This is a genomic window from Azorhizobium oxalatiphilum (assembly GCF_014635325.1).
Lineage (GTDB): Bacteria > Pseudomonadota > Alphaproteobacteria > Rhizobiales > Xanthobacteraceae > Azorhizobium > Azorhizobium oxalatiphilum.
Genome location: NZ_BMCT01000007.1, coordinates 231,283 through 257,508, shown reverse-complemented (window position 1 = coordinate 257,508; position 26,226 = coordinate 231,283). Strand labels below are relative to the sequence as shown.

Annotated in this window: 25 protein-coding genes; 13 read left to right on the top strand and 12 right to left on the bottom strand. The window is 67.8% G+C overall.

Annotated elements, in window-relative coordinates:
• Window positions 1-8 precede the first annotated feature (8 nt).
• Window positions 9-536: a sugar dehydrogenase complex small subunit gene (locus tag IEW24_RS21505; protein ID WP_188582503.1), complete on the bottom strand. Its 528-nt coding sequence runs from the start codon at window positions 534-536 to the stop codon at window positions 9-11.
• Between the two features lie 358 nt (window positions 537-894).
• Here IEW24_RS21505 and IEW24_RS21500 point away from each other — a divergent pair, with 358 nt between their 5' ends.
• Together IEW24_RS21500 and IEW24_RS21495 are read left to right on the top strand one after the other, a co-directional pair.
• A complete protein-coding gene (locus tag IEW24_RS21500; protein WP_244644586.1) occupies window positions 895-1,404 on the top strand; it encodes a MarR family winged helix-turn-helix transcriptional regulator in 510 nt (169 codons plus the stop codon).
• A gap of 95 nt (window positions 1,405-1,499) precedes the next feature.
• Window positions 1,500-2,387, top strand: coding sequence for a zinc-dependent alcohol dehydrogenase family protein (locus tag IEW24_RS21495; RefSeq protein ID WP_244644585.1), 888 nt, complete (start codon window positions 1,500-1,502; stop codon window positions 2,385-2,387).
• A 274-nt stretch (window positions 2,388-2,661) separates the two neighbouring features.
• On the opposite strand, the gene IEW24_RS21490 is transcribed toward IEW24_RS21495, so the two are convergent.
• Window positions 2,662-3,561: a LysR family transcriptional regulator gene (locus tag IEW24_RS21490; RefSeq protein WP_188582500.1), complete on the bottom strand. Its 900-nt coding sequence runs from the start codon at window positions 3,559-3,561 to the stop codon at window positions 2,662-2,664.
• A 201-nt stretch (window positions 3,562-3,762) separates the two neighbouring features.
• On the opposite strand from IEW24_RS21490, the gene IEW24_RS21485 reads away from it, so the two are divergent.
• From IEW24_RS21485 to IEW24_RS21465, 5 genes are all read left to right on the top strand, one after another.
• The gene (locus tag IEW24_RS21485; protein ID WP_188582498.1) at window positions 3,763-4,752 is read left to right on the top strand and encodes a Bug family tripartite tricarboxylate transporter substrate binding protein; all 990 of its coding nucleotides are present in this window, start codon (window positions 3,763-3,765) and stop codon (window positions 4,750-4,752) included.
• A gap of 13 nt (window positions 4,753-4,765) precedes the next feature.
• A complete protein-coding gene (locus tag IEW24_RS21480) occupies window positions 4,766-5,215 on the top strand; it encodes a tripartite tricarboxylate transporter TctB family protein (RefSeq protein WP_244644584.1) in 450 nt (149 codons plus the stop codon).
• Window positions 5,216-5,222: 7 nt separating this feature from the next.
• On the top strand, window positions 5,223-6,722 hold the full coding sequence (locus tag IEW24_RS21475) for a tripartite tricarboxylate transporter permease (RefSeq protein ID WP_188582496.1): 1,500 nt from the start codon (window positions 5,223-5,225) through the stop codon (window positions 6,720-6,722).
• Between the two features lie 27 nt (window positions 6,723-6,749).
• Entirely contained in the window at window positions 6,750-7,514 is a 765-nt protein-coding gene (locus IEW24_RS21470) for an HpcH/HpaI aldolase family protein (protein ID WP_188582494.1), read from the top strand.
• 125 nt (window positions 7,515-7,639) lie between these two features.
• A complete protein-coding gene (locus IEW24_RS21465) occupies window positions 7,640-8,527 on the top strand; it encodes a 2-hydroxy-3-oxopropionate reductase (protein ID WP_188582492.1) in 888 nt (295 codons plus the stop codon).
• A gap of 44 nt (window positions 8,528-8,571) precedes the next feature.
• On the opposite strand, the gene IEW24_RS21460 is transcribed toward IEW24_RS21465, so the two are convergent.
• The 9 genes from IEW24_RS21460 to IEW24_RS21420 form a co-directional block, all read right to left on the bottom strand.
• Window positions 8,572-9,615 carry a 5-oxoprolinase subunit C family protein gene (locus tag IEW24_RS21460; RefSeq protein ID WP_188582490.1) on the bottom strand — a complete coding sequence of 348 codons (1,044 nt, stop codon included), beginning with the start codon at window positions 9,613-9,615 and terminating at the stop codon, window positions 8,572-8,574.
• Window positions 9,612-10,364, bottom strand: coding sequence for a 5-oxoprolinase subunit B family protein (locus IEW24_RS21455; RefSeq protein ID WP_188582488.1), 753 nt, complete (start codon window positions 10,362-10,364; stop codon window positions 9,612-9,614). The genes IEW24_RS21460 and IEW24_RS21455 overlap by 4 nt, the downstream gene beginning before the upstream one ends.
• Before the next feature lie 267 nt (window positions 10,365-10,631).
• Window positions 10,632-11,393, bottom strand: coding sequence for a LamB/YcsF family protein (locus tag IEW24_RS21450; protein WP_188582486.1), 762 nt, complete (start codon window positions 11,391-11,393; stop codon window positions 10,632-10,634).
• A 182-nt stretch (window positions 11,394-11,575) separates the two neighbouring features.
• Window positions 11,576-12,280, bottom strand: a complete 705-nt coding sequence (locus IEW24_RS21445) for an ABC transporter ATP-binding protein (RefSeq protein WP_188582484.1) — start codon at window positions 12,278-12,280, stop codon at window positions 11,576-11,578.
• The gene (locus tag IEW24_RS21440) at window positions 12,273-13,004 is read right to left on the bottom strand and encodes an ABC transporter ATP-binding protein (RefSeq protein WP_188582482.1); all 732 of its coding nucleotides are present in this window, start codon (window positions 13,002-13,004) and stop codon (window positions 12,273-12,275) included. The genes IEW24_RS21445 and IEW24_RS21440 overlap by 8 nt, the downstream gene beginning before the upstream one ends.
• A complete protein-coding gene (locus IEW24_RS21435) occupies window positions 13,001-13,981 on the bottom strand; it encodes a branched-chain amino acid ABC transporter permease (RefSeq protein ID WP_188582480.1) in 981 nt (326 codons plus the stop codon). Before IEW24_RS21435 ends, IEW24_RS21440 begins: the two co-directional genes overlap by 4 nt.
• Window positions 13,981-14,859 carry a branched-chain amino acid ABC transporter permease gene (locus tag IEW24_RS21430; RefSeq protein WP_188582478.1) on the bottom strand — a complete coding sequence of 293 codons (879 nt, stop codon included), beginning with the start codon at window positions 14,857-14,859 and terminating at the stop codon, window positions 13,981-13,983. The genes IEW24_RS21435 and IEW24_RS21430 overlap by 1 nt, the downstream gene beginning before the upstream one ends.
• A 27-nt stretch (window positions 14,860-14,886) precedes the next feature.
• Window positions 14,887-16,152, bottom strand: coding sequence for an ABC transporter substrate-binding protein (locus tag IEW24_RS21425; protein WP_188582476.1), 1,266 nt, complete (start codon window positions 16,150-16,152; stop codon window positions 14,887-14,889).
• A 100-nt stretch (window positions 16,153-16,252) separates the two neighbouring features.
• Window positions 16,253-17,083 carry a putative hydro-lyase gene (locus tag IEW24_RS21420; RefSeq protein ID WP_188582474.1) on the bottom strand — a complete coding sequence of 277 codons (831 nt, stop codon included), beginning with the start codon at window positions 17,081-17,083 and terminating at the stop codon, window positions 16,253-16,255.
• Between the two features lie 105 nt (window positions 17,084-17,188).
• On the opposite strand from IEW24_RS21420, the gene IEW24_RS21415 reads away from it, so the two are divergent.
• The 6 genes from IEW24_RS21415 to IEW24_RS21390 all read left to right on the top strand — a co-directional run bounded on the left by IEW24_RS21415 (window position 17,189) and on the right by IEW24_RS21390 (window position 25,230).
• Window positions 17,189-18,082, top strand: coding sequence for a LysR family transcriptional regulator (locus IEW24_RS21415; protein ID WP_188582472.1), 894 nt, complete (start codon window positions 17,189-17,191; stop codon window positions 18,080-18,082).
• Window positions 18,083-18,218: 136 nt separating this feature from the next.
• Window positions 18,219-20,087, top strand: a complete 1,869-nt coding sequence (locus IEW24_RS21410; protein WP_188582470.1) for a PHA/PHB synthase family protein — start codon at window positions 18,219-18,221, stop codon at window positions 20,085-20,087.
• A 162-nt stretch (window positions 20,088-20,249) separates the two neighbouring features.
• Window positions 20,250-21,707 carry a sensor domain-containing diguanylate cyclase gene (locus IEW24_RS21405; protein ID WP_188582469.1) on the top strand — a complete coding sequence of 486 codons (1,458 nt, stop codon included), beginning with the start codon at window positions 20,250-20,252 and terminating at the stop codon, window positions 21,705-21,707.
• Between the two features lie 297 nt (window positions 21,708-22,004).
• Window positions 22,005-23,165 carry a hypothetical protein gene (locus tag IEW24_RS21400; RefSeq protein ID WP_188582467.1) on the top strand — a complete coding sequence of 387 codons (1,161 nt, stop codon included), beginning with the start codon at window positions 22,005-22,007 and terminating at the stop codon, window positions 23,163-23,165.
• 237 nt (window positions 23,166-23,402) lie between these two features.
• Window positions 23,403-24,665 (top strand): hypothetical protein, encoded by a 1,263-nt coding sequence (locus IEW24_RS21395; protein WP_188582465.1) that lies wholly within the window; start codon window positions 23,403-23,405, stop codon window positions 24,663-24,665.
• A 25-nt stretch (window positions 24,666-24,690) separates the two neighbouring features.
• Window positions 24,691-25,230, top strand: coding sequence for an AAA family ATPase (locus IEW24_RS21390; RefSeq protein ID WP_188582463.1), 540 nt, complete (start codon window positions 24,691-24,693; stop codon window positions 25,228-25,230).
• A gap of 4 nt (window positions 25,231-25,234) precedes the next feature.
• Here the strand turns inward: IEW24_RS21390 and IEW24_RS21385 are convergent, their stop codons facing one another.
• Complete coding sequence (locus IEW24_RS21385) at window positions 25,235-26,119, bottom strand: AraC family transcriptional regulator (protein ID WP_188582461.1); 885 nt, start codon at window positions 26,117-26,119, stop codon at window positions 25,235-25,237.
• Between the last annotated feature and the right edge of the window lie 107 nt (window positions 26,120-26,226).

Below are 26,226 nucleotides of genomic sequence, written 5' to 3'. Positions count from 1 at the left end.
GGGCGCGCTCAGAAGCGCGGCATCTGGCTCAGCGGAACGGTGGCCTGGCTCCACAGGTTCGGGCCGGAGAGCCCGTAGGAGGGGATAGTCACCACGTCGCTGGTGGTCTGGAAGGTGAGCGCTTCCTCGAAGGTGAAGACCTTCGCATCCGGCTTGGGCGAGGACACGCCGCTGTACCAGGCGAAGATCACCCAGTGCGCGAACTCCTTCGCGGGGCCTGCCGGAATGTCCTCGAAGAAGTCTTCCACCACGCGGGCCTGCTTCTGCTCGGCAATGGCGATGATCTGGTCCATCATCGCCGCCATGTCCTTGTGGTCGGCGGCGGCGCCCTCGGCGATGCGCGCGCCCACCGCCGGGCTCAGGCGATGGTTGATGAGCAGGTTGGACAGGCGCATGAATTTCGCATTCAGCGCTTCGCCCGATGCCGCGGCGGCAGGGGCCGCCGGGAAGGCCGGGGAGGTGGACAGGGCCACATAGCCCACGGCCATTGCTGCGCTGCCGATCAGCAGCCGCCGCCGCGAAACCGGCAGTTTCATCTTCGCTTCACTCAACTGGCGCCTCGTTGCGTTCTCGTCGTCAAAATGCGCCTGAAGGAAGCCGCCCATTTTCAGGAGGTCTCAGAAACCGAAGGCACACTGCCGCTGGCTCCGGCCGCAGGCATGGGACACGCGTCAAGGACAGCCGGATCGGTTCGGATCACTCCGAACCGCAGATCCGCCTCGAAAGCCTTGAGGGAGACGTCTTGGGACTTTGACTGCACAGCAATCAAAGCCGGACGTCGCCACAGCGATGCGCGTAGCCCCACCTGCGCCAGAACGTCGCAGGAGCGCCCCGTACCACCGTTAGTTTGGATTGTAAATAATTTGAACTCCAAACAATCCCTCAGGAGGGATCATGGCGCAACGTCCACACAAGGCCCGTGCCGTCACGGCACCGGCCCAGAAGACGCCAACTGAGAAGTCGCCGGCCGAAACGGCGCGCGACCGCATGGGCATCCGCCTCGCGCTGGCCGCGCGGGCCTGGCGGCGGCGGCTCGATGCCAGCTTCTCGGCCCTCGGGCTGACGGACGCCACCTGGGCGCCACTCATCCATCTGGCCGAGCATGGCGACGGCATCACCCAGAAGGAGCTGGCGGCGCGCGTGGGGCTCGACGCCTCCACGCTGGTCCGGCTGATCGACATGCTGGAGACCCGGGATCTGGTGCGGCGGGAAACCGATCTCGATGACCGGCGCATCCGGCACATCCATCTCACCCCCAACGGCCACGGCCTGCTGGCGCAGATGCATGCGGCCCGCCGCAGCCTTGAGGCGGACCTGCTGGCGGACCTCAGCGATCAGGACATCGCCACGCTGGGCGGCCTGCTGACCCGCATCGAGCAGCGCCTCGGCGGCGCGGCGGGTTAGGCCCCTCCCCGCCGGCCCGCCGGCGCGACGTCTGCTATGGTGCGGGTATGTTCCAAGTGGTCGCCCACGCGTTCGGCTCTCCTGAAGACGCTCTGATGTACGCGCCCGCCCCCAGGCCCGCTCCCGGCCAGGGAGACGTGCTGGTGCGCATGCGGGCGAGCACGATCAACCCCTCCGATCTCATCCCCGTCACCGGCGCGTACCGGCATCGCACGCCCCTGCCGTTCGTGCCGGGCTATGATGGCGTCGGTGTCGTGGACGAGACCGGGCCCGGCGTTGATCCGGCCCTGCGCGGTCGCCGCGTGCTGCCGCTGGGGTCGGCCGGCAACTGGGCGACATGGAAGGTGCTGCCGGCCGCGTCCTGCGTGGACGTGCCTGATGACATCACCGACGAACAGGCGGCCCTGGCCTACATCAACCCGCTGACGGCGCGCCTGATGGTGCAGGCCCTGTCGCCCGTCCCCGGAGACCGGATCGGCATCACCGCCGCAGCCTCAGGCATCGGGCGCATGCTGATCCGCCTGCTGGACGCGGCAGGTGCATCTCCCATCGCGATCGTCCGCTCAACACAGGCCCGCCTGTCCCTGCGCGGCGAACCCGCCGAGGTCATCGAAGAGGGCGCGCCGTTGCCGCCCCTGGCCGCAGGCCTCGATGCCGTGGGCGGCCTTGCGGGCGCCCGCCTGTCCGCCGCCATCCGGCCCGGCGGCCTCCTGCTGCACTACGGCCTACTGTCGGGCCAGCCGCTCCCGCCGGCGCTGCCGGGGCACGCGCGGGCGAGCGTAAAACTGTTCCGGCTGCGGGATTGGGTGCAGGCCGCATCCCCCGCCGATCTCCGTGCCGCCATGTCCGAAACATTCGCCGACATCCGCAGCGGGCTTTGCGCCTCGCGCGTGGAGGCGGATTACCCGCTCGCCGCCTTCCGCGACGCGCTGCGCCACAACGCCCGCCCCGATCGCGACGGCAAGATCCTCCTGCGTCCGTGAGCTGCGGGGGCCGCTCCCGCCCAACGCGGCACGCCCCTTTAGGACGGATCGACATTCAGCGCTCAGCGGCACTCAAGCAGTAGATCGTCATGCCCGGGCTTGACCCGGGCATCCACGTCGAGCCGATGGTGAACGGTGCTAAATTGAGGTCTGCCCTCGCCATTCGCGAGAAGGTCCATCGCCCGCCAAGCGGTACCACGTGGATCCCCGGGTCAAGCCCGGGGATGACGGTTCTTTTGCTGCATCGACGACCTGACCTGAATGTCGATCCATTCTAACCCACCCGCGGTAACAGGCCCCGCAAGGTGGCCAGCGCCGGATTGGTATTGGTGGGCTGCCACACCGCATGCAGCTCCACGAGGTTCGGCGCCTCGCCGCTCCTGGCGTCGAGCGCGATGGGGCGCAGCAGCACGCCGTCGAAGCGCAGGTTGCCCGCCGCGCGCGGCACCAGCGCCACGCCCAGCCCCGCCTTCACGAGGCCGAGGATGGAATGGATCTGGCTCACATGCTGCACATAATGCGGCGTGGCCCCGGCGCTGGCGCACAGCGCCGCCACGAGGTCGTAGAAATAGCGCGCCTCATAGGGCGAGTATGTCACCATGGGCTGCTGGTCCAGATCGGCCAGCGCCACCTCGGCCGCCTGCGCGAGGGGATGCCCCTCGGGCGCGGCCAGAAGCAGGGGCTCGCGCGCCACCAGCTGGGATGAGAACTCCCGCCGGTTGAACCACGGCCGCACCAGCCCGATCTCGATCCGTCCGGCCGCCAGCGACTCGAACTGATCAGCCGACACCATTTCCTTCAGCACCAGATCCACCCCCGGCGCCTGCGCCCGGAACGTCTGGATGAAGCGCGGCAGGAAGTCGTAGCCGGAGGCCGCCGTGAACCCCAGCGTCACCGAGCCGGCCTCGCCGCTGGCCGTGCGCCGGGCCGCCAGCGCCGCCCCTTCCGCCAGCCGCAGCAGGCGGCGCGCCTCCGGCAGGAAGGTCTCGCCCGCCCGCGTCAGGCGCACCACGCGGCTGGTGCGCTCCAGCAGGCGCACCCCCAGCGCATGCTCCAGCAACTGCACCTGCCGGCTGAGCGGCGGCTGGCTGAGATTGAGGCGCACGGCGGCGCGGCCGAAGTGCAATTCCTCGGCTACCGCTACGAAACAACGCAGATGACTTAGTTCGAACATCAATCCAAAAATGGCATCGATCGATGCGCAGAACAACACATTGCCGCATCGACCCTGCGCTAGGCTCATCATCGGCGCGTATTGACCTGCGCACGCCATCGGACGGCGCCAAGACCGTCCGCACGAAAAACCATCAGCTTGAAGCGTCCGGCGCACGCCATTTTTCCGCGCAGACGCATCACGGTTCTGGAGGAACGCACAATGAGCCTTCGTCTTCTCAAGGCGGCGGCCGCCGCTATTGCCTTTTGCGGCGTCACTGCCCTTTCCGGCCCCCTCGCGCCCGCCATCGCGCAGACCTTCGAGCGCCCCGTGCGCATCGTGGTGCCCTATGCGCCCGGCGGCACGTCCGACATCCTCGCCCGCCTGATCTCGCCCAAGCTCTCCGAGGCCATCGGCCAGCCCGTAGTGGTGGAGAACAAGCCGGGCGCGGCCGGCAACATCGGCGCCGATGCGGTCGCCAAGGCCAAGCCCGACGGCCACACCTTGCTGCTGCTGGACGTGGGCTCGCTGGCGCTGGCCCCGAGCCTGTTCCCCGACCTCTCCTTCAATGTGGAGAGCGACCTCGCCCCCGTGGGCATGGTGATGTTCGGCCCCTATGTGCTGGCAGTGCACCCCTCGGTGCCGGCCAAGACGGTGCCGGAGCTGGTGGCCTATGCCAAGGCCAATCCCGGCAAGCTCGCCGCCGCCAATTCCGGCATCGGCGGCCTCAACCACATCACCGCCGTGGCGCTGGCCCGTGATCTCGGCATCGAGTGGAAAACCGTGCCCTACAAGGGCGGCTCGGCTGCCTCGCGCGCCGTGGTCGGCGGCGAAAGCAACGTCATCATCAACGGCACCACCGCCACCCTGCCGTTCGTGACCTCCAAGCAGCTGGTCGGCCTCGCCGTGACCGGCGACAAGCGCCTGCCCTCGCTGCCCGATGCCCCCACCTTCAAGGAAGCCAAGCTGCCGCTCAGCGATGTGGGCACCTATCAGGGCCTGCTGACCACCGGCAAGACCTCGCCGGAACTGGTGGCCAAGCTGAATGCCGAGCTGAACAAGATCCTGGCGCTGCCGGAGATCCAGGAGAAGCTGGCCGAACAGGGCGGCACCGTGCGCCCCGGCTCGCCGGCGGACATGAAGGCGTGGCTGTCCTCCAACATCAAGAGCCTGGGCGACGTGGTGCGCTCGGCCGACATCAAGATCAACTGAGCGGCTGCGCACCGTGACCCGCCGCTTCGACTGGCCGGACCTGCTGTTCGGCCTCTTCCTCATCGCCGTCTCCGCCGGCACGTTCGCCGCCACCTGGCGGCTGGCCGGCGGCACGGCGGCGGACATGGGGCCGGGCTACATGCCCCGTGCCATCGCCCTCGTGATCATGGGCTTCGGCCTGTTCTTCGCCGGGCGCGGCGTGGTGCGCGGAACGGCTCTCGGGATCGAGCGGGTTCAGGCCCGCCCGATCCTCGGGGTCTGCGCCTCGGTCGGCGCCTTCGCGCTGCTGGTGGAGAACGGGGGCCTCGCCCTCGCCTCCCTCGCCTGCATCCTGATTGCCGGCATCGCCAGCCGCGAGACGCGTTTCGCGCAGCTGGTGCCGTTCGGCGTCGCCATCGCCGCCGGGTCCGTGCTGCTGTTCGTCAAGGCGCTCTCCCTGCCCGTTCCCATCTGGCCCTGGTAGGCGCGTCATGGAACTGTTCGACAACCTCCTGCTCGGCCTCCAGACGGCCCTGCAGCTCAACAACCTCATGTACTGCCTGATCGGCGTGGTGATCGGCACCGCCATCGGCGTGCTGCCGGGCATCGGGCCGATCCCCACCGTCGCCCTGCTGCTGCCCTTCACCTTCGGGCTGGCGCCGGCCTCCTCCCTCATCATGCTCGCCGGCATCTTCTACGGCGCGCAATATGGCGGCTCCACCACCGCCATCCTCGTCAACGTGCCGGGGGAGACCTCCTCCGTCGTCACCTGTCTCGACGGGCACGAGATGGCCAAACAGGGCCGCGCCGGCCCGGCGCTGGCCATCGCCGCCATCTCCTCCTTCTTCGCCGGCACGGTGGCCACCATCATCATCGTCCTGCTCAGCCTGCCTCTGGCGTCGCTGGCGCTGAAGTTCACGGCCGTCGAGTACTTCAGCCTGATGGTGCTCGGCCTGTTCGCCGCCGTCATCCTGGCCCATGGCTCGGTGTCCAAGTCGCTGGCCATGGTGTTCCTCGGCCTGCTCATCGGCGTGGTGGGCATCGACGTGAATTCGGGCGCCGCGCGCATGACCTTCGGCGTGCCGGAGCTGGCGGACGGGCTGGACTTCGTGCCCGTCGCCATGGGCCTGTTCGGCCTCGCCGAGATCATCGCCAATCTGGAACGCCCGGAAGTGCGGCAGGTGGTCAGCCAGAAGCTGCGTGACCTGATCCCCTCGCTGCGGGATCTGAAGGCCGCCTTCCCGGCCATGGTGCGCGGCACCTTCATCGGCTCGGCGCTGGGCGTGCTGCCCGGCGGCGGCGCGGCGCTGCCGCCGTTCACCGCCTACGCGCTGGAGAAGAAGCTGGCGAAGGATCCCTCCCGCTTCGGCAAGGGCGCCATCGAGGGCGTCGCCGCTCCCGAGGCGGCCAACAATGCCGGCGCGCAGACCAGCTTCATCCCGCTGCTGACCCTTGGCATTCCGGCCAATGCGCTGATGGCGCTGATGATCGGCGCGCTGATGATGCAGGGCATCCAGCCCGGCCCGCAGGTGATGACCGAACAGCCCGCTTTGGTGTGGGGCGTCATCGCCAGCATGTGGACCGGCAATCTGATGCTGCTGATCATCAACCTGCCGCTGGTGGGGGTGTGGGTCTCCATGCTGAAGATCCCCTACCGGCTGCTGTTCCCGGCCATCGTGCTGTTCTGCTGCATCGGCACCTACGGCATCTCCAACAGCGTGTTCAACGTGTGGCTCATGCTGGGCTGCGCGCTGGTGGGCTACTTCTTCATCAAGGTGGGCGTCGAACCCGCCCCGCTGCTGCTCGGCCTCGTGCTCGGCCCGCAGCTGGAAGAGAACTTCCGCCGCGCCATGCAGCTCTCCGATGGCGACCCGTCCGTCTTCATCACCCGCCCCATCAGCGCCGTGCTTCTCGGCGTGGTGGTGCTGCTGCTGGCGGCCATGCTCTCACCGGCCATCCTGCGCACCCGCAAGCGGGCGCTCGCCGAATAAACACTCTCATTCAGAAGGACTTGTACCGTGGACCTTCCGCAAAATCCCTTCAAGCGCGCCATCTATGCCGGCCAGCAGCAGATCGGCTTCTGGAACAGCATGGTCAGCACCACCGCCACCGAGATCCTCGCCGGCTCCGGTTTTGACTGGCTGCTCATCGACGCCGAGCACGCCCCCAACGAACCGGCCAGCCTCATGGCGCAGTTGCAGGCCATGATGGAGAACACCACCCATCCGGTGGTGCGCGTGCCGGAGAACGACCCCATCGTGCTGAAGCGCTGCCTCGACATCGGCACGCAGACCTTCCTCATCCCCATGGTGGAGACGGTGGAGCAGGCGGAAGCGGCGGTGGCCGCCACCCGCTTCCCGCCCAACGGCATCCGCGGCTTCGCGGGCGCGTCGCGCGCCTCGCGCTACGGCCGGGTCGCCAACTATCACGCCCGCGCCCATGAGGAGATCTGCATTCTGGTGCAGATCGAGACCATGCAGGGGCTGGACAATCTGGAAGCCATCGCGGCGGTTCCGGGCATCGACGGCCTGTTCATCGGCCCCGGCGATCTCTCCGCCGACATGGGGCATCTGGGCAATCAGGGCCATGACGACGTGGTGGCGCTGATCGAGAAGACGATCAAGCGCATCGTCGCGGCGGGCAACCGCGCGGGCATCCTGACCCCCGACGAGACTTTGGCGCGCCGCTACATGGCGGCGGGCTGCGTCTATACGGCGGTTGGCATCGACACCGGCCTGCTCGCCCGCCAGACGGAAGCCATCGCCCGCAAGTACAAGGCGTGAGGTTCGTGCTGTGCGCCCGACGGCGCGGGTTTTGACCCGCTGTCTGATCGGGCGCACAGTCGCGCCCGGCCGGCTGCGTCACGCGGCCCAAACACACGAAATTTCCGTATCTTAAGGAGAGGAAGATGAAGGTCGGTTTCATTGGTCTCGGCATCATGGGCGCGCCGATGGCGGGGCAGCTGATCGCCGCCGGACACACCCTCTACGGCCAGTCGCGCTCCGGCGTGCCGCAGGCGCTGCTCGACGCGGGCGCCACCGCCTGCGACACCGCCGCCGACGTCGCCCGCAATGCGGACGTCATCATCACCATGGTGCCCGACACCCCGGACGTGGCCAAGGTGCTGTTCGGCGAGGGCGGCGTGGCCGAGGGCCTCTCGGCGGGCAAGATCGTGGTGGACATGAGCTCCATCGCGCCGGTGGAGACCAAGGAATTCGCCAAGAAGATCAATGACCTCGGCTGCCAGTATCTGGATGCGCCGGTGTCCGGCGGCGAGGTGGGCGCGAAAGCCGGCACCCTCACCATCATGGTCGGCGGCCCGGAAGCGACCTTCGAGACGGTGAAGCCGCTGTTCGAGAAGATGGGCAAGAACATCACTTTGGTGGGCGAGAACGGCGCCGGCCAGACCACCAAGGTGGCCAACCAGATCATCGTGGCGCTCAACATCCTCGCGGTGTCGGAAGCCCTTGTCTTCGCCTCCAAGGCGGGTGCCGATCCGGCCAAGGTGCGCCAGGCCCTGATGGGCGGATTTGCCAATTCCAAGATCCTGGAAGTGCATGCCGAGCGCATGCTCAAACGCACCTTCAACCCCGGCTTCCGCATCGCCTTGCACCAGAAGGATCTGGCGCTGGCGCTGGCAAGCGCCAAGCAGCTGGAAGTGGCCCTGCCCTCCACCGCCATCGCCCAGCAGCTTTTCTCGGCTGTCGCGGCCAATGGCGGCGCTGGCCTTGATCATTCCGCGCTGGTGAAGGCGCTGGAGCTTCAGGCCGCCCATACGGTGACGCCGGAAGCGTGAGGCTCGCGCGCCGCCGGCCCGATGGGTGGGCGGCGCGCCTGTTCTCAGTCCTCCGCCAGCGCGTCCACCCAGCCGTCCACGAGCCGGCAGCCCAGCAGGAACTCGGACGACAGGCTGGTGCGCACCAGAGGCGCCAGCGCCCAGCCGGACACGACTTCCGCCGCTTCAGCACGGCGCGCGGCCACGGCCTCCTCCAACGACACCGAGGCGAAGCGGAACACCGAGCCGGGGCGCAATTGCGCCATGCGGCCAAGATCGACGCCGATGATGGTGGCGATCTTCGGATAGCCGCCGGTGGGCTGGCGGTCGCCCATCAGCACCACCGGAAAGCCCTCGCCGGGCACCTGAATGCCGCCGTGCGCGATGCCGTCGGAGACGATGTTGAACCCGCCCGCATGGGTCAGCGGCGTGCCGTCGAGGAAATAGGCCATGCGGTCGGAGCGCACGGACACCGTCCACGGGCCGTTGAGAAACGCGGCGATTTCGGCATCGTTGAAATAGTCATCCTGCGGGCCGAGCAGCACGCGGATCACATCCCCCGGCCGCTTCAGCACCGGCGCCTCGATCTCCATCGCCCCGCCCGGCAGGACCTTCGGTTCGGCCAAGGGCAGCACGTCGCCCGCCGCCAGCGCGCGGCCCTGAAGGCCGCCGATGCCGGAGCGGGTGTGGGTGGAGAGCGAGCCCAGCTGGGCGGGAATGTCGATGCGACCGCACGGCGCCAGATAGCACCATGCCCCCTCCTCTCCCGCCTTGATGGAGAGCTTGGAGCCCGGCTCCAGCGTCAGGCGGGCGGCGGAGGGCATGGCCTGCCCGTCCAGCGTCACGCGGAAGTTGCCGCCGGCAATGGCGAGGGTGATGGCGGCGTCCACCGCCTCCAGCTCCACGCCGCCCATGGAGATTTCCAGCGCGGCCGAGCCGTCCGGCACCTGCGCCACCTTGTTGGCGAGGGCGAAGGCCAGCGGGTCCATGGGGCCGGCGCCGGTGACGCCGAAGCGCAGCAGGCCGTGGCGGCCGGCATCCTGAATGGTCACGCCGGGGCCGGCTGCGAGGATGCGCAGGGCCGCACCCGATACTGTTCCTTCGCTCACGACAGGGCCTCCCGGCGGGCAACCACCTCGCCGGCGGCGGCGCGGGCATCGAGGGAGAGGAAGGTGTCGCGGTCCACGGGCTCGAACTTCAGTTCATCGCCCACCGCCACCAGAAACGCCTTCTCCCGCTGGGGAGAGAACATGCGTTCCGGCGTGCGGCCCATCAGCCACCAGCCGGTCGGCATGGAGAAGGTGGTGACGATGGCGAGGCCGCCGCCGATCAGCGTCATGTTCGGCGGATGCGGCGGGCGCGGCCGCGTGCGGCGGGAGACCGCCAGCTCCGGCGGCAGGCCGCCGAGATAGCAGAAGCCGGGCGCGAAGCCGTACATATAGACCCGGAAGGTGGCCCCGGAATGCAGCGACACCACCTTTTCTTCCGAAAGGCCGGTCATGCGGGCGATCTCGCCCACATCCTCGCCATACTCGGGATCGTAGCAGCAGGGCAGAACCCAGCGGCTGGCGGGCCCGCCTGCGGTGCCGGGGCGGCTGGCGATCTCCTCCACCTGCGCAATGAGTGTTGCGCGGTCGATCACCAGCGGGTCGTAATGGATCATCAGCGAGCGATAGGTGGGCACCGTCTCGCGCACGCCGGGCAGCTTCAGTGCGGTCATGGCCGCATCCAGCGACAGCACCCTGTCGCTGATCTCCGGCTCCACGCTGCGGCCGAACTCGACCACCAGCGCGGTTTCGCCGGAATTGAGGAAACGGGGCGCATCGTAGATCGCGCCCTCGATCAGAGGCTTGCTCATAAGACCATGCTCGAAATCGGTTTTGACGTCCGGCGCGACCTGCCGCCGGGCACTTTGCACCGGCCGTCGCGCCCCTGCCCCCTCCCCAACCCTCCCCCGCAAGCGGGAGAGGGAGCACGTTGCGCTGGAGCGGGAAGGGCATGCCCCTGCGGGCGGGCCGACCGGAAAAGCCCTCTCCCGCTTGCGGGGGAGGGTTGGGAAGGGGCAGCCGGGCGCTTTTTACCCGCCTGCCGCATCCGATCCGGCCGAACCATGCTCAGCACTCGCTCAGGGCGCGAAGGGCGCCACCGTGATGCCGGCGGCCTCCAGGCGCGTGCGCACGTGGCGGGCGGTTTCCACCGCATGCGGGCCGTCGCCATGCACGCTGATGGAGGCGATCTCGGTGGGCAGCTTGGTGCCGGCGGCGGTGATGATGGCGCCGCTTTCCACCATGGCGATCATGCGATCGGCAGCCACGTCGGGATCATGCACCATGGCGCCCGGCTGGCCGCGCGCGATCAGGCGGCCCTGCTCGGTGTAGCCGCGATCGGCGAAGATCTCGGCAACGGCGCGCAGCCCGGCGGCGCGGGTGGCGGGGGCCTGCTCGCCCAGCGGGCCGGCGAGGATGGCGAGCGAGGGATCGACGGCTTTGACCGCGCGGGCGAAGGCGGTGGCGACTTCCGCATTCTCCTCGCAGATGTTGCCCAGCGCGCCGTGGCTCTTCACATAGGTGATGCGATGGCCGCTATAGGTGGCGAGCGCCTGCGCCGCGCCCACCTGATAGGCCACGAGGCGCTCGATCTCGCCGGGGGAGAAGGGAATGCGGCGGCGCCCGAAACCCCAGAGGTCCGGGAAGCCGGGATGCGCGCCAACCGCGACGCCCTTGGATTTGGCGAAGGCGAAGGCCTTGGCCATGATCTCGGGATCACCCGCATGCAGGCCGCAGGCGATGTTGGCCGAGGTGACGACGCTCATCAGCGCCTCGTCCTCGGTCAGGGTCCAGATGCCGTAGCCTTCGGCGAGATCGGAATTCAGGTCCACTGTGGGCATGCTTGGCCTCAACGGGAAATGCCGCCGCGGGCGCGCAGCCGGGCGGCGGCGGGACATGAAAGGGGGCCGGCGCCGGGACTGCCCCCCAGCACCGGCACTGGAGGCGTTTCGCCGTCGTCGTCAGGCGGAACGTCTCCAGCGACTGTCTGTGACGCGCTCCCGGAGCCGGAAGCGCGCGGGCCTCACAGGCCCAGATACGCCCGGCGCACGTCCGGGTTGGCGCTGATCTCGGCCGCCGAGCCGCTCATGGTCACGCGCCCGGTCTGGAGCACATAGGCCCGGTCGGAGATCTCCAGGCACTCGGTGAGCCGCTGCTCGACGATGAGGATGGTCATGCCGGTATCGCGGATGGTCGTCACCGCCTGGAAAATCTCGTCCACCAGCTTCGGCATGATGCCCTGCGAGGGCTCGTCCAGCATCAGCAGGCGCGGACGGGTCATCAGCGCGCGGCTGATGGCGAGCATCTGCTGCTCGCCGCCGGAGAGCGTGTTGGCCCGCTGGTCGAGGCGTTCCTGCAGGCGCGGGAACAGCGTGAAGACCATATCCAGCGGCGCCTCGCGGTCGGCCTTGGAGCGGTACATGTAGCTGCCGAGCCGCAGATTGTCCCGCACCGAGAGGCGCGGGAACAGGCGGCGGTTCTCCGGCACATAGGCGAGGCCCTTGGCGGTGATCAGATGGGGCGCGATGCCCACCAGCTCCTCGCCGTCGAACTTCACCGAGCCGGTCTTCGGCCGCTCCATGCCGACCATGGCTTTCAGCAGCGAGGACTTGCCCGCGCCGTTGGCGCCGGCCACGCAGACGATCTCGCCCTTGTTGACCGTGATGGAGGCACCGGCGACGGCGATGAGGCCGTTGTAGGTGACTGAGATGTCCTTGGCCTCAAGCACGGTGGCGCTCCCCGAGATAAGCGTTGATCACGCGCTCGTCGCGCACCACGTCCTTCGGCAGCCCCTGTGCGAGCACGGCGCCGAGGTTCAGCACCACGGCCCGGTCCACCAGCGGCATCACGATCTCCATCACATGCTCCACCATGAGCACGGCCACGCCCTTGTCGCGCACCGCGCGCACCAGATCGACGCCGGCCCGCGCCTCGGAGGGGGTGAGGCCGGTCATCACTTCATCGAGCAGCAGCAGCTTGGGTTCGGTGGCGAGCGCGCGCGCCACTTCAAGCCGCCGCTTTTCCGGCGGGGTCAGCTCGTTGGCGAACACGTCCGAGCGATGGCCGAGGCCGGCGAACTCCAGCACTTCCTCGGCCTTCTTGCGGGCCTCGCGGGTGGAGGAGGTGCGAACCAGCGCGCCGACGATGACGTTGTCCGCCACCGTCATGCTCTCGAAGCTCTTCACCACCTGGAAGGTGCGCCCGATGCCGAGCGCGCAGCGCTGCGGCGCGGTCAGCTTGGTCACGTCCTTGCCGTCGAACCAGACGCTGCCTTCGGTCGGGGCGCGCAGGCCCGCGATCACGTTGAACAGCGTCGACTTGCCGGCGCCGTTGGGGCCGATGAGGCCGACGATCTCGCCGGGCACCACCGAGAGGCTCACGTCGGAATTAGCCACGAGGCCGCCGAAGCGCTGCCAGACGTTGCGGACTTCAAGCAGAGGGGCGGTGCTCATGCGGCGCTCCTCTTGCGGCGGGTGAACAGGCCCACGAGGCCGTCGGGACGGGCGAGCGCGATGAGCATGATCAGGCAGCCGTAGACGATGAGGTCGATGCCCCGGCCCGAGCCGCCCATATAGGCGCGGGTCAGCTCGGTGAGCGGGATCAGGATGGCCGCGCCCAGCGCCGGTCCCCACAGGGTGCCGATGCCGCCGAGAACGGCAGGCAGCGCCATGAGCAGGGAGAACTGGAACGTCATCACCGATTCAGGGTCGATATAGGCCACGAACTGGGCATAGAAGGCCCCGCCCACGGCGGTGAAGAAGGCGGACAAAGCGGCGGCGGCCATCTTGGAGTTGAACACCTGCACGCCCAGGCTCTCGGCGGCTTCCGGATTGTCCTTCACCGCGCGCCACCAATAGCCCCACTTCGAATTCTCGATCTTCCACGTCACCAGCCAGGTGATGGCGGCGAAGACGAGCACGAAGTAGAAATAGGGCAGCTTGTCACGGGCGAAGCGGAAGTAGAGCCAGCTGTCGCTGCCGAAGGGCAGCTCGATGCCGGTGGCGGCACCCGCCCATTCCCAGTTGTGGAACAGCAGCAGGCCGGTTTCCGCGATCACGATGGTGGCGATCACATAATAATGGCCGGCGAGGCGGAAGCAGGCCTTGCCCACGATGAGCGCGATGGCCGCGGCGATGAGGCCGCCGGCGATCATGCCGAACCACGGCGGGATGCCCGCCTTGGTGTAGAGCAGGGTCGAGGTATAGGCCCCGAGCCCGAAGAACAGGGCATGGCCCAGCGAGAGCTGCCCGCAATATCCCCCGAGGATGTTCCAGCTCTGCGAGAGAGCCGCATACATCAGCATGAGGATGAGGATGTTGAGGGTGTAGACGTCCTTGATGCCGAAAGGCAGCAGGCCGACGAGCACCACGAGGACGGCCGCGATGGCCAGCTGCCGCTTGCGGCGGGAGGTGAAGGAAGCGGTGCTCATCAGATCGACCCGAACAGGCCACGGGGGCGGAAGAACACCACCAGCAGGTACACCGCGTAGATGCCCACCGATTTCAGCGAGGGCGGCAGCACCATGGCGGTGGTCGCCTCCACGAGGCCGACCACGATGCCGCCGGCGAAGGCGCCGAACACCGAGCCGAAGCCACCCAGCGCCACCGTCACATAGGCGATCAGCGCGAAGGAGGCGCCCACATCCGGATAGATGTAGAAGAACGAGGCCATGATCGCGCCGGCAAGGCCCACGAGGGCGGAGCCGAGGCCCCAGCCGAGCGCGAACACCTTGTTGCGGTCGATGCCCACCAGCGCCACGGCGCCGGCATCCTCACGGGTGGCTTCCAGCGCCTTGCCGAAGTCCGTGCGCTTGATCAGCACCCAGAGCAGAGCGAAGGCGAGGATGGAGACCGCGCCGCCCGCCAGCTGCGGGGCCGGCAGATAGATCCCCGCGAAGGAGATCGTCTTGCCGCCCAGCCAGGTGGTGGGGATGGAGCGATAGTCGGGGGTGAAGAACAGCTGGGCGAGGCCGCGCATCACGATGGCGAGGCCGAAGGTGGCGAAGATCTGCACCATGCCCACGTTGGTCTTGGCACGCATCGCGAACCGCACGATGAGCATGTAGACCATCGCGCCGAACGCAAACAGCACCGCCGCCGTGATGGGCGCCGAGAGCAGCGGATCGAGGGCGAAGAAGCTGAAGCAGAAGAAGGTGATGTACATGGCGAACATCAGGAATTCGCCATGTGCAAAGTTGGTGACGTCCATCAGGCCGAAGATGAGCGCGAGCCCGACGGCGATGAGGCCGTAGAGCAAGCCCATGAGCAGGCCGCTGGCCAAGCTCTGAATGATGATTGCGGCTGTCATGGTCTTGCTCCACGCACCTCCTTCAGGTCACTTTTTCATCGGCCAGAGCGCGTCGGCGATGGCCGCCTGCGCCGGGAAGACCGTCACGAAGGTGTTGCCGATGCGCTGGAGCAGCACCGGGTCGGCATAGGGGTTCTGCCCGCTCTCGTCGTACTTCACCTTGGACCACGGCATGATGGTCTTCTCGCCCGGCAGATCGGTGGCGATCAGCGCGTTGCGGATGGCCTCGCCTTCCGTGGACTTGGCGCGGTCGATGGCATCCGCCAGCAGCAGCAGGGCCATGAATTCGCGCGAGGTGTTGTCGTTGAGATCCTTGCCGCCCGAGGCCTTCTTGAACAGCTCGTTGACCACGCCCACGGAGGGACGCTTCTTGGCCAGATCGAGCGAGAAGGAGCCGCGGGTGATGATGCCTTCGGCCAGCGGGCCAACGGCGTCATAGAGCGCCTGCTCGGAGAAGCCGGCCGCCTGGGCCAGAACCGCCTTCGGCTTGTAGCCCAGCTCGTTCATGGTCTTCAGCAGCAGGATGCCGTCGGTGGTGTAGCTGGAGGGCATCAGCACGTCCGCGTCGGCGGCCTTGAGCTGCTGCACTTCGGCGGTCAAGGACGGCGAGTTGGCGCGGTACTTGATGTCGGCGGCGACGTTGTAGCCGCGTTCCTTGGCGATCTTCAGCTGGGCATTCGCGCTGTCGGTGCCGAAGATGGTGTCTTCGTGGAACAGGGCGATGGTGTCGACCTTCTGGCCCTTCTTCCGCTGCGCGTCGAGGAAATCGAACATGGCGGCGGAGAACATCTCGTCATGCGCGGCGGCGCGGAAGAAATACTTCAGGCCACGGCGGGTCAGAGACGGCGAGGAATTGTCGGCGGACAGGAAGGGAATGCCGTAGCGCTCCGCAGACTGGCTGACGGTGGCGGCGACGGCGGACTGGTAGGAGCCGACGAGGGCGCTGACCTTCTCCTGCGTGATCAGGCGCTCAGCCTCGGCGCGGCCCTTCTGGGGGTCGCCCTGATGGTCGGCATAGACGATGCGCACCTTGGCGCCGCCGAGGCCGGCCAGACCGGCCGAGCCCGCCAGCGGCAGGTCGAGGTCGGACTTCTCGTTGATGACGGCGAGCGCGACCTCGAAGGCCTTCTGCGCATCGACGCCGATCTGCGCCGCCGCACCCGAGAGCGGGTAGAGGGCGCCGATGACGACTTCCTTGGTCTGGGCACTGGCCGGGCGCACCGCGCCCGCGCCGAGCGCGAGCGTGGCGGCACTGCCCGCGAGGAGATTACGACGATTGATGGAAAACGACATTGGAAGGGTCCCTCTTGTGTAAACACCGACCGGACCACGCTCACCGGCGCTTTATTTTTGGTCCGGGTACCAGCAATCAATGCAATTCCACGCGGCTTTGTCAGCCCGTGGCGAGCTCGTAATTCTTCAGATCGGTGGCCAGCATGGCGCCGGGGGCATGGGCGAGCGCGAACTCGATCTTGGCCGCTGCAATCACAGATTGCGGGGTCACGCCGCAGGCCCAGAACACCGGGATCTCGCCTTCGCGCACGTCCACGGCGTCGCCATAGTCGGGCTTCTGGAGGTCGGTGATGCCGATGGCCTCGGGCAGGCCGATATGCACCGGGGCGCCGTGCACGGAGGGATAGCGCGTGGTGATCTGCACCGCGCGGATGGCCTGCGCCGGGGTCATGGGGCGCATGGATACCACCATGGGGCCGGCGAACACGCCCGCCGGGTTGCAGGGCACGTTGGTGCGGAACATGGGCACTTTCAGACCCTTTTCCACATGCCGCAGCGGAATGTCCGCCTGCAGCAGCGCCTCCTCGAAGGAGAGCGAGCAGCCGATGGCGAAGGTGACGAGATCGTCGCGCCAGTAGGACTTCAGGTCGGCGGGCTCATCCACCAGCACACCGTCCTTAAACACCGTGTAGCCGGGCACGTCGGTGCGGATATCGATGTCGAGGCCGATGGCCGGGATGCTGGGGTCGCCCGGCTCGGACACGCCGATCAGCGGGCAGGGCTTGGGGTTGCGCTGGCAGAAGCGCAGGAAATCATTGGCGAGGCGCTCCGGCAGGATCGCCAGATTGGCCTGCACATAGCCGGGCGCCATGCCGGCGGTGGAGCCTGTCAGCGCGCCGCTGCGCGACGCCAGGCGGACATCCAGGCCGGTGGCCAGGGGAATGTCGGCGGGACTATTTCCGGGGGAAACGCCTAAGGCATGGGCTGTCATGGAACTGCTCACAGGTTGCGCATGCCTATGTGATCATCACAAAATATCCGTGTCGAATTTTAAATTCGCATCCCTTTCGATAAAACGGGCTTATCGGAGTGCACCATGGTCGATCTGAAAGCCCTGGAAACGTTCGTTTGCGTTGCCGAACTCGGCAGCTTCCGTGCAGCTGCCAACAAGCTGCACACCACCCAGCCGGCCATTTCCCAGCGCATCGCGCAGCTGGAAGCCGAGCTTGGCGCGCGGCTGCTGGAGCGCGAGCGACGCATCGTGACCCCCACCCCGCGGGGCCGCACCCTGCTCTCCTATGCGGAGAAGATGCTGGCCCTGCGCACGGAGATGCTCTCCGCCTTCGGCGACAGCTCCAGCCTGCGCGGGGTGATGCGCATCGGCCTCGCCGAAACCATCGTCCACACCTGGCTTACCCGCTTCCTGAAGCATGTGAACCAGGTGCATCCGCATCTGGGGCTGGAGATCGAGGTGGACATCTCCCCCAACCTGCGCGAGCGCCTCGCCGCGCAGGAGCTGGATCTGGCCTTCATGCTCGGCCCGTCCATCCTGCCCACCATGCAGAGCCGCATGCTGTGCTCCTATCCGGTGGCCTTCATCGCCAGCCCGGCCATCCGCTGGCAGCGCCAGCCGGTGCCCATCGAGGAACTGGCGACCTTCCCCATCATCACCTTCTCCCGCAACACCCAGCCCTATGTGGCGGTGCGCGCGCTGTTCTCCCGCCACGATCTGCCGCCGGTGCGCCTGCATGCCAGCGCCTCGATCTCCACCGTGGTGCACATGGCCACCGAGGGGCTGGGCATCGCCGTCATTCCCCCCGCCATCGTGGGCAGCGAACTGGCGAGCGGCCGCCTCGCGCTGGTGGAGACGCATGTGGAGATCCCGACCCTGCCCTTCTACGCCGCCTGGAGCACCGGCCCGGACAACAGCGCCGCCCAGCAGCTGGTGGAGATCGCCGCCGACATCGCGCAGGCTTATGACGGGGGATGAAGCGCCTTTCCCGCCACCGCGCGGTAAGCGGATGATGTGCCCGGCAGAAAGGCGTAACCGCCCTTGATATGGCGCAAGGTCCCGGTCCACGCTGCGGGCCATGGGATCATGTCACGCGACGTGAGGGTCCGTTCCGATGCAGCTTGTTCAGCCGTTCGCCCCGCAGCCCGCCTCCCCCGCCGCCGATCCGGCCCCCGCCGCACCTCCACCCGTCTCGCCCGCTGCCCGGCCCGCGCCCGGCGCCAAGGCCGCGCCCGCGCCGGCCGAGGAAACCAGCCTCGGCCTGGAAGGCTTCCGCGCCTATGACCGCATGGTGCAGGCCATGGGCGCGCGCCTCACCGGCGGGCTCTCGCCGGTGGCCATGGCCATGGCCTGGGCCGATCTCGGCCTGCATCTGGCGCAGGCCCCCGGCAAGCGCGCGGAACTGGCCCTGAAGGCCGGGCGCAAGGCCGGCAAGCTCGCCAATTACGTGGGCCGCGCCATGCGCGATCCGGAAACGCCGCCGGCCATCGAGCCGCTCGCCGGCGATGATCGCTTCCGCGCGCCGGAGTGGCAGAAGTGGCCCTACAGCCTCTATGCCCAGAGCTTCCTGATGACCCAGCAGTGGTGGCACAACGTCACCAATGAAGTGCCCGGCACCTCCCGCCACACGCAGGACGTGACCTCCTTCCTGGTCCGCCAGATGCTGGACATGGCCTCGCCCTCCAACTTCCCGCTCACCAATCCCGAAGTGCTGGCGGTGGCTGAAGCGGAGAAGGGCGAAAACTTCCGGCGCGGCTTCGACAACTGGGTGGAGGATTGCCTTGCGCAGGCCTCCGGCGCACCGGCCGTGGGCACGGAGAAATTCCGCCCCGGCACCGAGGTGGCCGTCACCCCCGGCGAGGTGGTGTTCCGCAATCACCTCATCGAGCTGATCCAGTACGCCCCCACCACGCCCGACGTCTATGCCGAGCCGGTGCTGCTGGTGCCGGCCTGGATCATGAAATACTACATCCTCGACCTCTCGCCGCAGAACTCGCTGGTGCGCGATCTGGTGGCGCGCGGGCACACGGTGTTCTGCATCTCCTGGCGCAACGTCACGGCGGAAGACCGCGATCTCGGCTTTGACGATTATCGCCGCGAGGGCGTGCTGGCGGCGCTCGACGCCATCAACGCCATCGTGCCCGGCGCCAAGGTGCACGGCACCGGCTATTGCCTCGGCGGAACGCTGCTGGCGATCACCGCCGCCGCCATGGCCCGCGCCAAGGACGACCGCCTCGCCAGCCTGACCCTGTTCGCCGCCCAGACCGACTTCACCGAGCCGGGCGAGCTGCAGATGTTCATCGACGACAGCCAGCTGCACGTGCTCGACAGCATGATGTGGGACAAGGGTTTTCTGGAAGCCGAGCAGATGGCCGGCGCCTTCCAGATGCTGCGGCCCAACGATCTCATCTGGTCGCGCATGGTGCAGGATTATCTGAAGGGCACACGCTCGCGCATGATCGACCTGATGGCGTGGAACGCGGATTCCACCCGCATGCCCTACCGCATGCACAGCGAGTATCTGCACCGCCTGTTCCTCGACAATGCCTTCGCCACCGGCCATTACGTGGTGGACGGCCACCCCGTGGCGCTGCCCAACGTGCGCCAGCCCATCTTCGCGGTGGGCACCGAGCGCGACCACGTGGCGCCGTGGCGCTCGGTGTTCAAGCTGCACCACCTCGCCGACACCGACGTGACCTTCGCGCTGGCCTCCGGCGGGCACAATGCGGGCATCGTCTCCGAGCCCGGCCACAAGCACCGGCACTATCGCCTGCGCGCCAAGGCGGCCGCGGAGCCCTATGTGGACCCGGACGAGTGGCTCGCCACCACGGCGCCGCAGGAGGGCTCGTGGTGGCCGGCCTGGAGCCAATGGCTGGCCGCCCATTCGCAGCCCTATCGCGTCGCCCCGCCGCCCATGGGCAACACGCACGCCGGCTACCCGCCGCTGGACGCGGCGCCGGGCACCTACGTACACCAGCGGTGAGAGGGGCGGACGGCAGCGGGCGGCCATGCGTACAAAGCCGTGTGGAACATCCGTTGGCCTTCAGCTACGGTGCTGCCGAAATCATCAGGGGCCCCGGGCGGGGCCAGCCGACGCGCAGCGCGGCCCCCCGCCCCCGTTCCCGCCCTGCGCCATAGACAGACCATGCTGGACGACTCCGTGATCTTCGACCTCTCCCCCGTCTCCCTGTGGGTGGAGGATTACAGCCGCCTGAAGGCGCTGTTCGATGCATGGCGGGCCGAAGGCGTGCGCGACCTGCGCCATCACTTCGCGCAGGACATGGAGCGCGTCAGCCTGTGCGCCCGCCACATCGACCTCGTGAAGGTGAACCGGCGCACGCTGGACCTCTACGAGGCCGAGAGCTTCGAGGAACTGGCCGGCAATCTCGACCGGATTTTCCGCGACGACATGCTCGCCGTCCATGCGGAAGAGCTGGTACAGCTGTGGAACGGGGAAGCCAGCTTCTCCAGCCACACCTGCAATTACACCATGAGCGGCCGCCGGGTGGACGTGCTGCTGCGCGGCACCATCATGCCCGGCTACGAGGATAGCTGGGAACGGGTGCTGGTGGCGCTGGAGGACGTGACCGAGAGCGTCCAGGCCCGTCGCAACCTCGCCGTGAGCGAGGCCTATGCACGCGGCCTGTTCGAGCATTCCCCGGTCTCGCTCTGGGTGGAGGATTTCTCCGCCGTCAAGCGGCTGATCAACAGGGTGCGCGAGCAGGGCATCGCCGACTTCCGCGTCTTCACCGACGTGCATCCCGAATTCGTCGAGCAGTGCGCCAGCGAGATCCGGGTGCTGGAGGTGAACCGCCACACGCTCCAGCTGTTCGGCGCCCCCGACAAGGCGACGCTGATGCGCGCGCTGGACAGCATCTTCCGCGACGAGATGCTGGTGGCCTTCCGCGAGCAGCTGATCGACCTGTGGGACGGCAAGCTGTTCCAGCAGCGCGAGGTGGTGAACTATGCCCTCGACGGCACCCAGCTCCACGTGCTGCTGCAATTCTCCGTGCTGCCGGGGCACGAGGAGGACTGGGGGCAGGTGCAGGTGGGCCTCACCGACATCACCGCCCGCAAGAAGGCCGAGGCCTATCTGGAATATCTGGGCAAGCACGACGTGCTCACCCGCCTCTACAACCGCTCCTTCTATGTGGAGGAGCTGAACCGGCTGGACCGCAAGGGCCCGCGTCCGGTCACGCTCATCATCATCGACCTCAACGACCTGAAGAGCGTGAACGACCAGCTCGGCCACGCCGCCGGCGACGACCTGCTGCGGCGCATCGGCGAGGTGCTGAACTCGCTGGTGGAGAAGCCGAGCCACGCGGCGCGCATCGGCGGCGACGAGTTCGCCGTGCTGCTGCCGGGCCTGGATGCGGAGGCCGGCGAGGGCGTGCTGGACAATCTGTTCAAGCTGGTGACGCTGAACAACCAGTTCCATTCCGCCTCCATGCCGCTGCACATTTCGGTGGGCATGGCGACCAGCACCGTGGGCGAGCGGATGGAGAATGTGGTGCGGCGGGCCGATCTGGCCATGTACGCCAACAAGCGCACCACCAAGGCCGACGCCGCCGCACAGCTCGACACCTCCGCCGCCCAGGCGTAAGCCGCCGGCGCCCCCGGCGGACTGTGCCGGACTGGAAGCCGCCATCATCCTGCTACCGCGCGGCGGAAAAGCCCGACGTCCCTCTGACGCGATGCCACCAGATTTCGCCACCTTCGGTGGCATCACATAGCTTGCCCAGCTTAAGCTGTTCTGCTTCCGTGAAGGCACCAGGGCAGACTCCCGCCCTTCGCCAGGCCGGACGACCATCTGATGCCCTTTGAGAAGATTGAGCTGCCAAGAGGCAAACTCCCGGAGTCACGTGAGTGCGTCCGGCTCTGCTACAACAGAGAGAAGACCGTGGTCTGGCTGGAGCTGACCAATACGGACCACATGGTCGGCGGCAACAGCCAGATTTTCGTGACCGCCTTGATCGGCGCCGTGACCAGCCCGCGAGGGCGGGAGGCGATCAAGCGCGCCACCGCCGCACATCATCGCCACGTCGTGGTGCCGGTGGGCGACCAGATCGGCGCCCGGGTCAGCGAATTCCAGCGCGCCATCTGCGCCGACTGGGCCGGCTTCACCCCCGCGACCGCCGAGCGCTATGCCAAGGGCACCACGTTTGGAACCGACATCTCCGGCCCCAGCTTCATCATGAAGGCGCTGAAGACCGGCTTCGACGCCATCGGCGCCTCCATATCTGCTTATGACGGAATCCGCGCCAGGGCCTTCACGGTGGACGATGTGCTCGGCTATCTGGCAAAGCGCGCGCTGGCCGTGCCGCCATTGATCACCGATCCGGCGCTGACCCACGACTTCGTGCAGATGGCGCCCGATCCGGCGGGAAAGCTCACCGAGGACAAGCCGAGAACCCAGCTTCAGGGCGACGCGCGCAATATTGCGCCCATCTACAGCAACAAGCACAAGACCCACAGCCGCGAGAATGCCTACGGGAAGGGGATTGCCCCGGCGCCGTTCAAGCCGGTGGTCGCCTATGGCTTCCGTGGCGATACCCGCCCGCCGAGCGAGATCCGCGCCGTCGGCGGCTTCCTCCCGAACTACACCCGGGATTTCTCGGAGCAGCCCATCATCGGGCAGCAGAGAGACGCCTTCACGCAGGCGCTCGACCTGCCGACGTTTCTCGGCGACCCGACACTCGGCGGCTATATCTCGACCGGCTCGTCCTATGCGATCACCAAGTCCTTCGCCAGCACAAGCGGAGGGCTCCGAACGGAGGGCTGGGTCTATGTCTGCTTCGTGGAAGGCGGTTTTCGGGTTCCGGCGAAAGGCACCATCCCCGCCTCGGACAAGCATCCGGAAATCAAGATTCCCTTTGCTGAGCACGAGATCGCCATGCCCGGCATGCTCGACTGGGACGACATCGTGGCCTGCCGGCGCGTGACCAAGACGGGCACCTTCGAGGGCAACATCTTCATCCGGAAGGTCTTCGCCCAGCACGAATGGGAGGCCTGCATGAAGGTGTTCTTCCTGCTGAGCGGCGCCTCACAGGGCGACCACTGACCGGCCCCGCCCAGCGCCCCGCGCATCGTGATCGCCGGACAGGTGGCGGGCGGTAGCGGCTTGCCATGGACACAAAATTGCGCATGTCCGGCGCCGGATTGAGCACCGGCATGGCGCGCGCTTTCCCCTGCGCCTTCAGGCAATTCGCCGCTGAAGGCAATATTGGACAACTTGCCGCAACCCTAGATTTCTGGTTCCGTGAGGAAACGTGAGCCTGATTGTCCGGAAGGTGATGCCATGCCTTTTCACACGATACCGGTGATCGGCGAGCTTCCCGCCTCAAGCCGTCGCGTTGAGCTTTGCTACAACCACGCCAAGACTGTGGTCTGGCTGCAACTGACCAATACCGACTATATCACCGGCGGCCTCGGCCAGAGGTTCGTGACCGCCCTGATCGGCGGAGTGACCAGCCCCGCCGGCTGGTCGGCCATCAATCCCGCCACCGCCGACCGCTATCGCGACGTCACCCTGTCGTTCGGCGACAAGATCGGCAACAGCACCGACCTGTGCCAGTTCCAGCGGGCCATCTGCGTCGACTGGAAGGGCTTCAGCAGCAGCACCGCCGGGCGCTATGCCAAGGGCCTCACCTTCGGCCGCGACATGTCCGGCCCGAGCTTCGTCATGAAGGCGCTGAAAACCGGCTTCGACGCCATCGGCGCCACGGTATCGGCCTATAACGGCGTGCGGGCCAGAGGCTTCACCGTCGATGACGCCGTCGCCTATCTGCAGAAGCGCGCGCAGGCGGTGCCGCCGGCGATCGTGGACCCGGCCCTCACCGAATTCATCCAGGTCGGCCCGGATCCCGCCGGGGTCTTCACCGAGGACAGACCGATGTCCACCAAGGAGGGCGACAGGCGCAATATCGGGATTGTCTACAGCAACAAGAACCTGACCCACAACGGGCAGTTCACCTACATGGCCGAGACCGCCGGGCTGCCGCTGAAGCGGGTGATCGCCTACGGCTTCCGCGGTGACTCCCGCCCGCCGAGCGTGATCCGCTCCGCCGGTGGCTTCAACTCCAACTACACCCGGCCCGACCACATCGCCCAGGCGCAGACCATGGGCAAGCCGGACAACAGGGCCCTCGACCTGCCGACTTTCCTCGGCAACCAGCACTTCGGCGGCTACATCTCGGTCTGCAAGTCCTATGCGGTGACGAAGGGCTTCGCCACCAATATGAACAGCACCACCGGCGCCGCGTCCCGCCATGCCGGCTGGATCTATGCCTGTTTCGTGGAAGGCGGGTTCGACATTCCGCCCCGGGGCGTCATTCCCGCCTCCAATACCCATCCCGACATCATCATCCCCTATGACGAGCAGGAGATTTCCATGCCGGGCCTGCTGGACTGGCGGGACACGGTGGCCTGCCGGCAGGTGGACATGCGCGGCGCCTTCGAGGGCAACATCTTCATCAAGGAGGAATTCATGCTGCAGGATCCCGATGCCTGCATGCAGATCTACTTCCTGCTGAGCGGCATCTCACAAGGGCTGCAGCCGTAGCCCGCCCGCATCCGTTTCCATGTCCATGTCCCCGTCCCTCCGCATCGTCCTCTCCGGCTGTTCCGGCGGCGGCAAGTCCACGCTGCTGGCGGAGCTGGCCCGGCGCGGGCACCGCGTGGTGGAAGAGCCCGGCCGGCGCATCGTGATCGAGGAGCAGGAATCCTCCGGCACCGCGCTGCCGTGGGTGGACATGGCCGCCTTCGCCCGCCGGGCGGTGGAGATGGCGCGGGCCGATCTCGCCGCCGTCGCGGAGCATCCCGGCCCGGTCTTCTTCGACCGGGGGCTGATCGATGCGGCCTCCGCGCTGGAGCATGCGGCGGGCATTCCACTCGCGCAAACGCTGGCGGACGGCCCGCATTATGCGAGCCCTGTCTTCCTCACTCCACCCTGGCCCGAGATTCACAGCACCGACGCCCAGCGCCAGCTCGATTTCGCCGCCGCCGTGGCCGAATATGAGCGTCTGCTCAGCGCCTTTCCCGCCTCCGGCTACGCGCCGGTGGTCCTGCCCCGCGCGTCGGTTGCCGATCGCGCCGATCTCGTGCTGGCCACGTTGAAGGCCGGCTGACGCCTCACGCCGCCTGAAGGCGCGCCGCCGCCGCATCCCGCCCCGGCGGCAGGCCGAACAGGCGGCCGTATTCGCGGGTGAATTGCGGCACGCTCTCATAGCCCACGGCGAAGGCGGCGCTGCCGGCGGCAAGCCCCTCGCCCAGCATCAGCCGCCGGGCCTCGATCAGCCGCAGCTGCTTCTGGAACTGGAGCGGCGAGAGCGAAGTGACGGTCTTGAAATGATCGTGGAAGGACGAGCGGCTCATGCCCGCCGCCGCCGCCAGATCCTCCACCCTGAGCGGGCGGGCGAATTCGGCCCGCAACCGCGCCACCGCCTGCCCCACCCGGCGGGCGGCGCCATCGGGCTGGCCGAGCCGGCGGATGGCCGCGCCGTGGCGGCCGGCCAGCAGCCAGTAATGCAGCTCGCGCACCAGCGGCTTGTGCAGCACCGGCACCGCCGCCGGACGATCGAGCAGGCGCATCAGCCGCAGCGCCGCCTCCGCCACCTCGCCATCCGTGGGCTCGAAACGCACCGCGCTGCCCTCCTCCGTGCCGCCTGCCGCCATCTCGCAGGTGAGTTCGGCGATCAGCCCCACATCGAGGTCCAGCACCAGCGACAGATAGGGCTCTTCCGGGCTCGCCCGCGTGATCTGGCTCACGGTGGGCACGTCCGCCGTGATCAGCAGCGACTCCCCGGCATTGAAGGTGAAGGTCTCGATGCCCAGCGTCACCTGCTTGGTGCCTTGCAGGATCAGGCACACCAGCGGACAGGGGATGCCGTGGGCGAGCCCCGTGGGCGTCGTGGCGCGGATGGTGGTGAGGCCGGGCACAGGCGTCTGCGCCAGCCCCGCCGCATCGGCATGGGCCTCGGTATAGGCACGCACGGCATGGAGAAGGGCGTCGGTCATGGGCCTATCCTAACCCGGTCTTGCGGGCTTCCGCCAGCGGGTCTGGACGAATAGGCAAGGAAGCCGGAGGGTCCGGCAACGACCTCCGGAGGGTGCGGACCTATCAA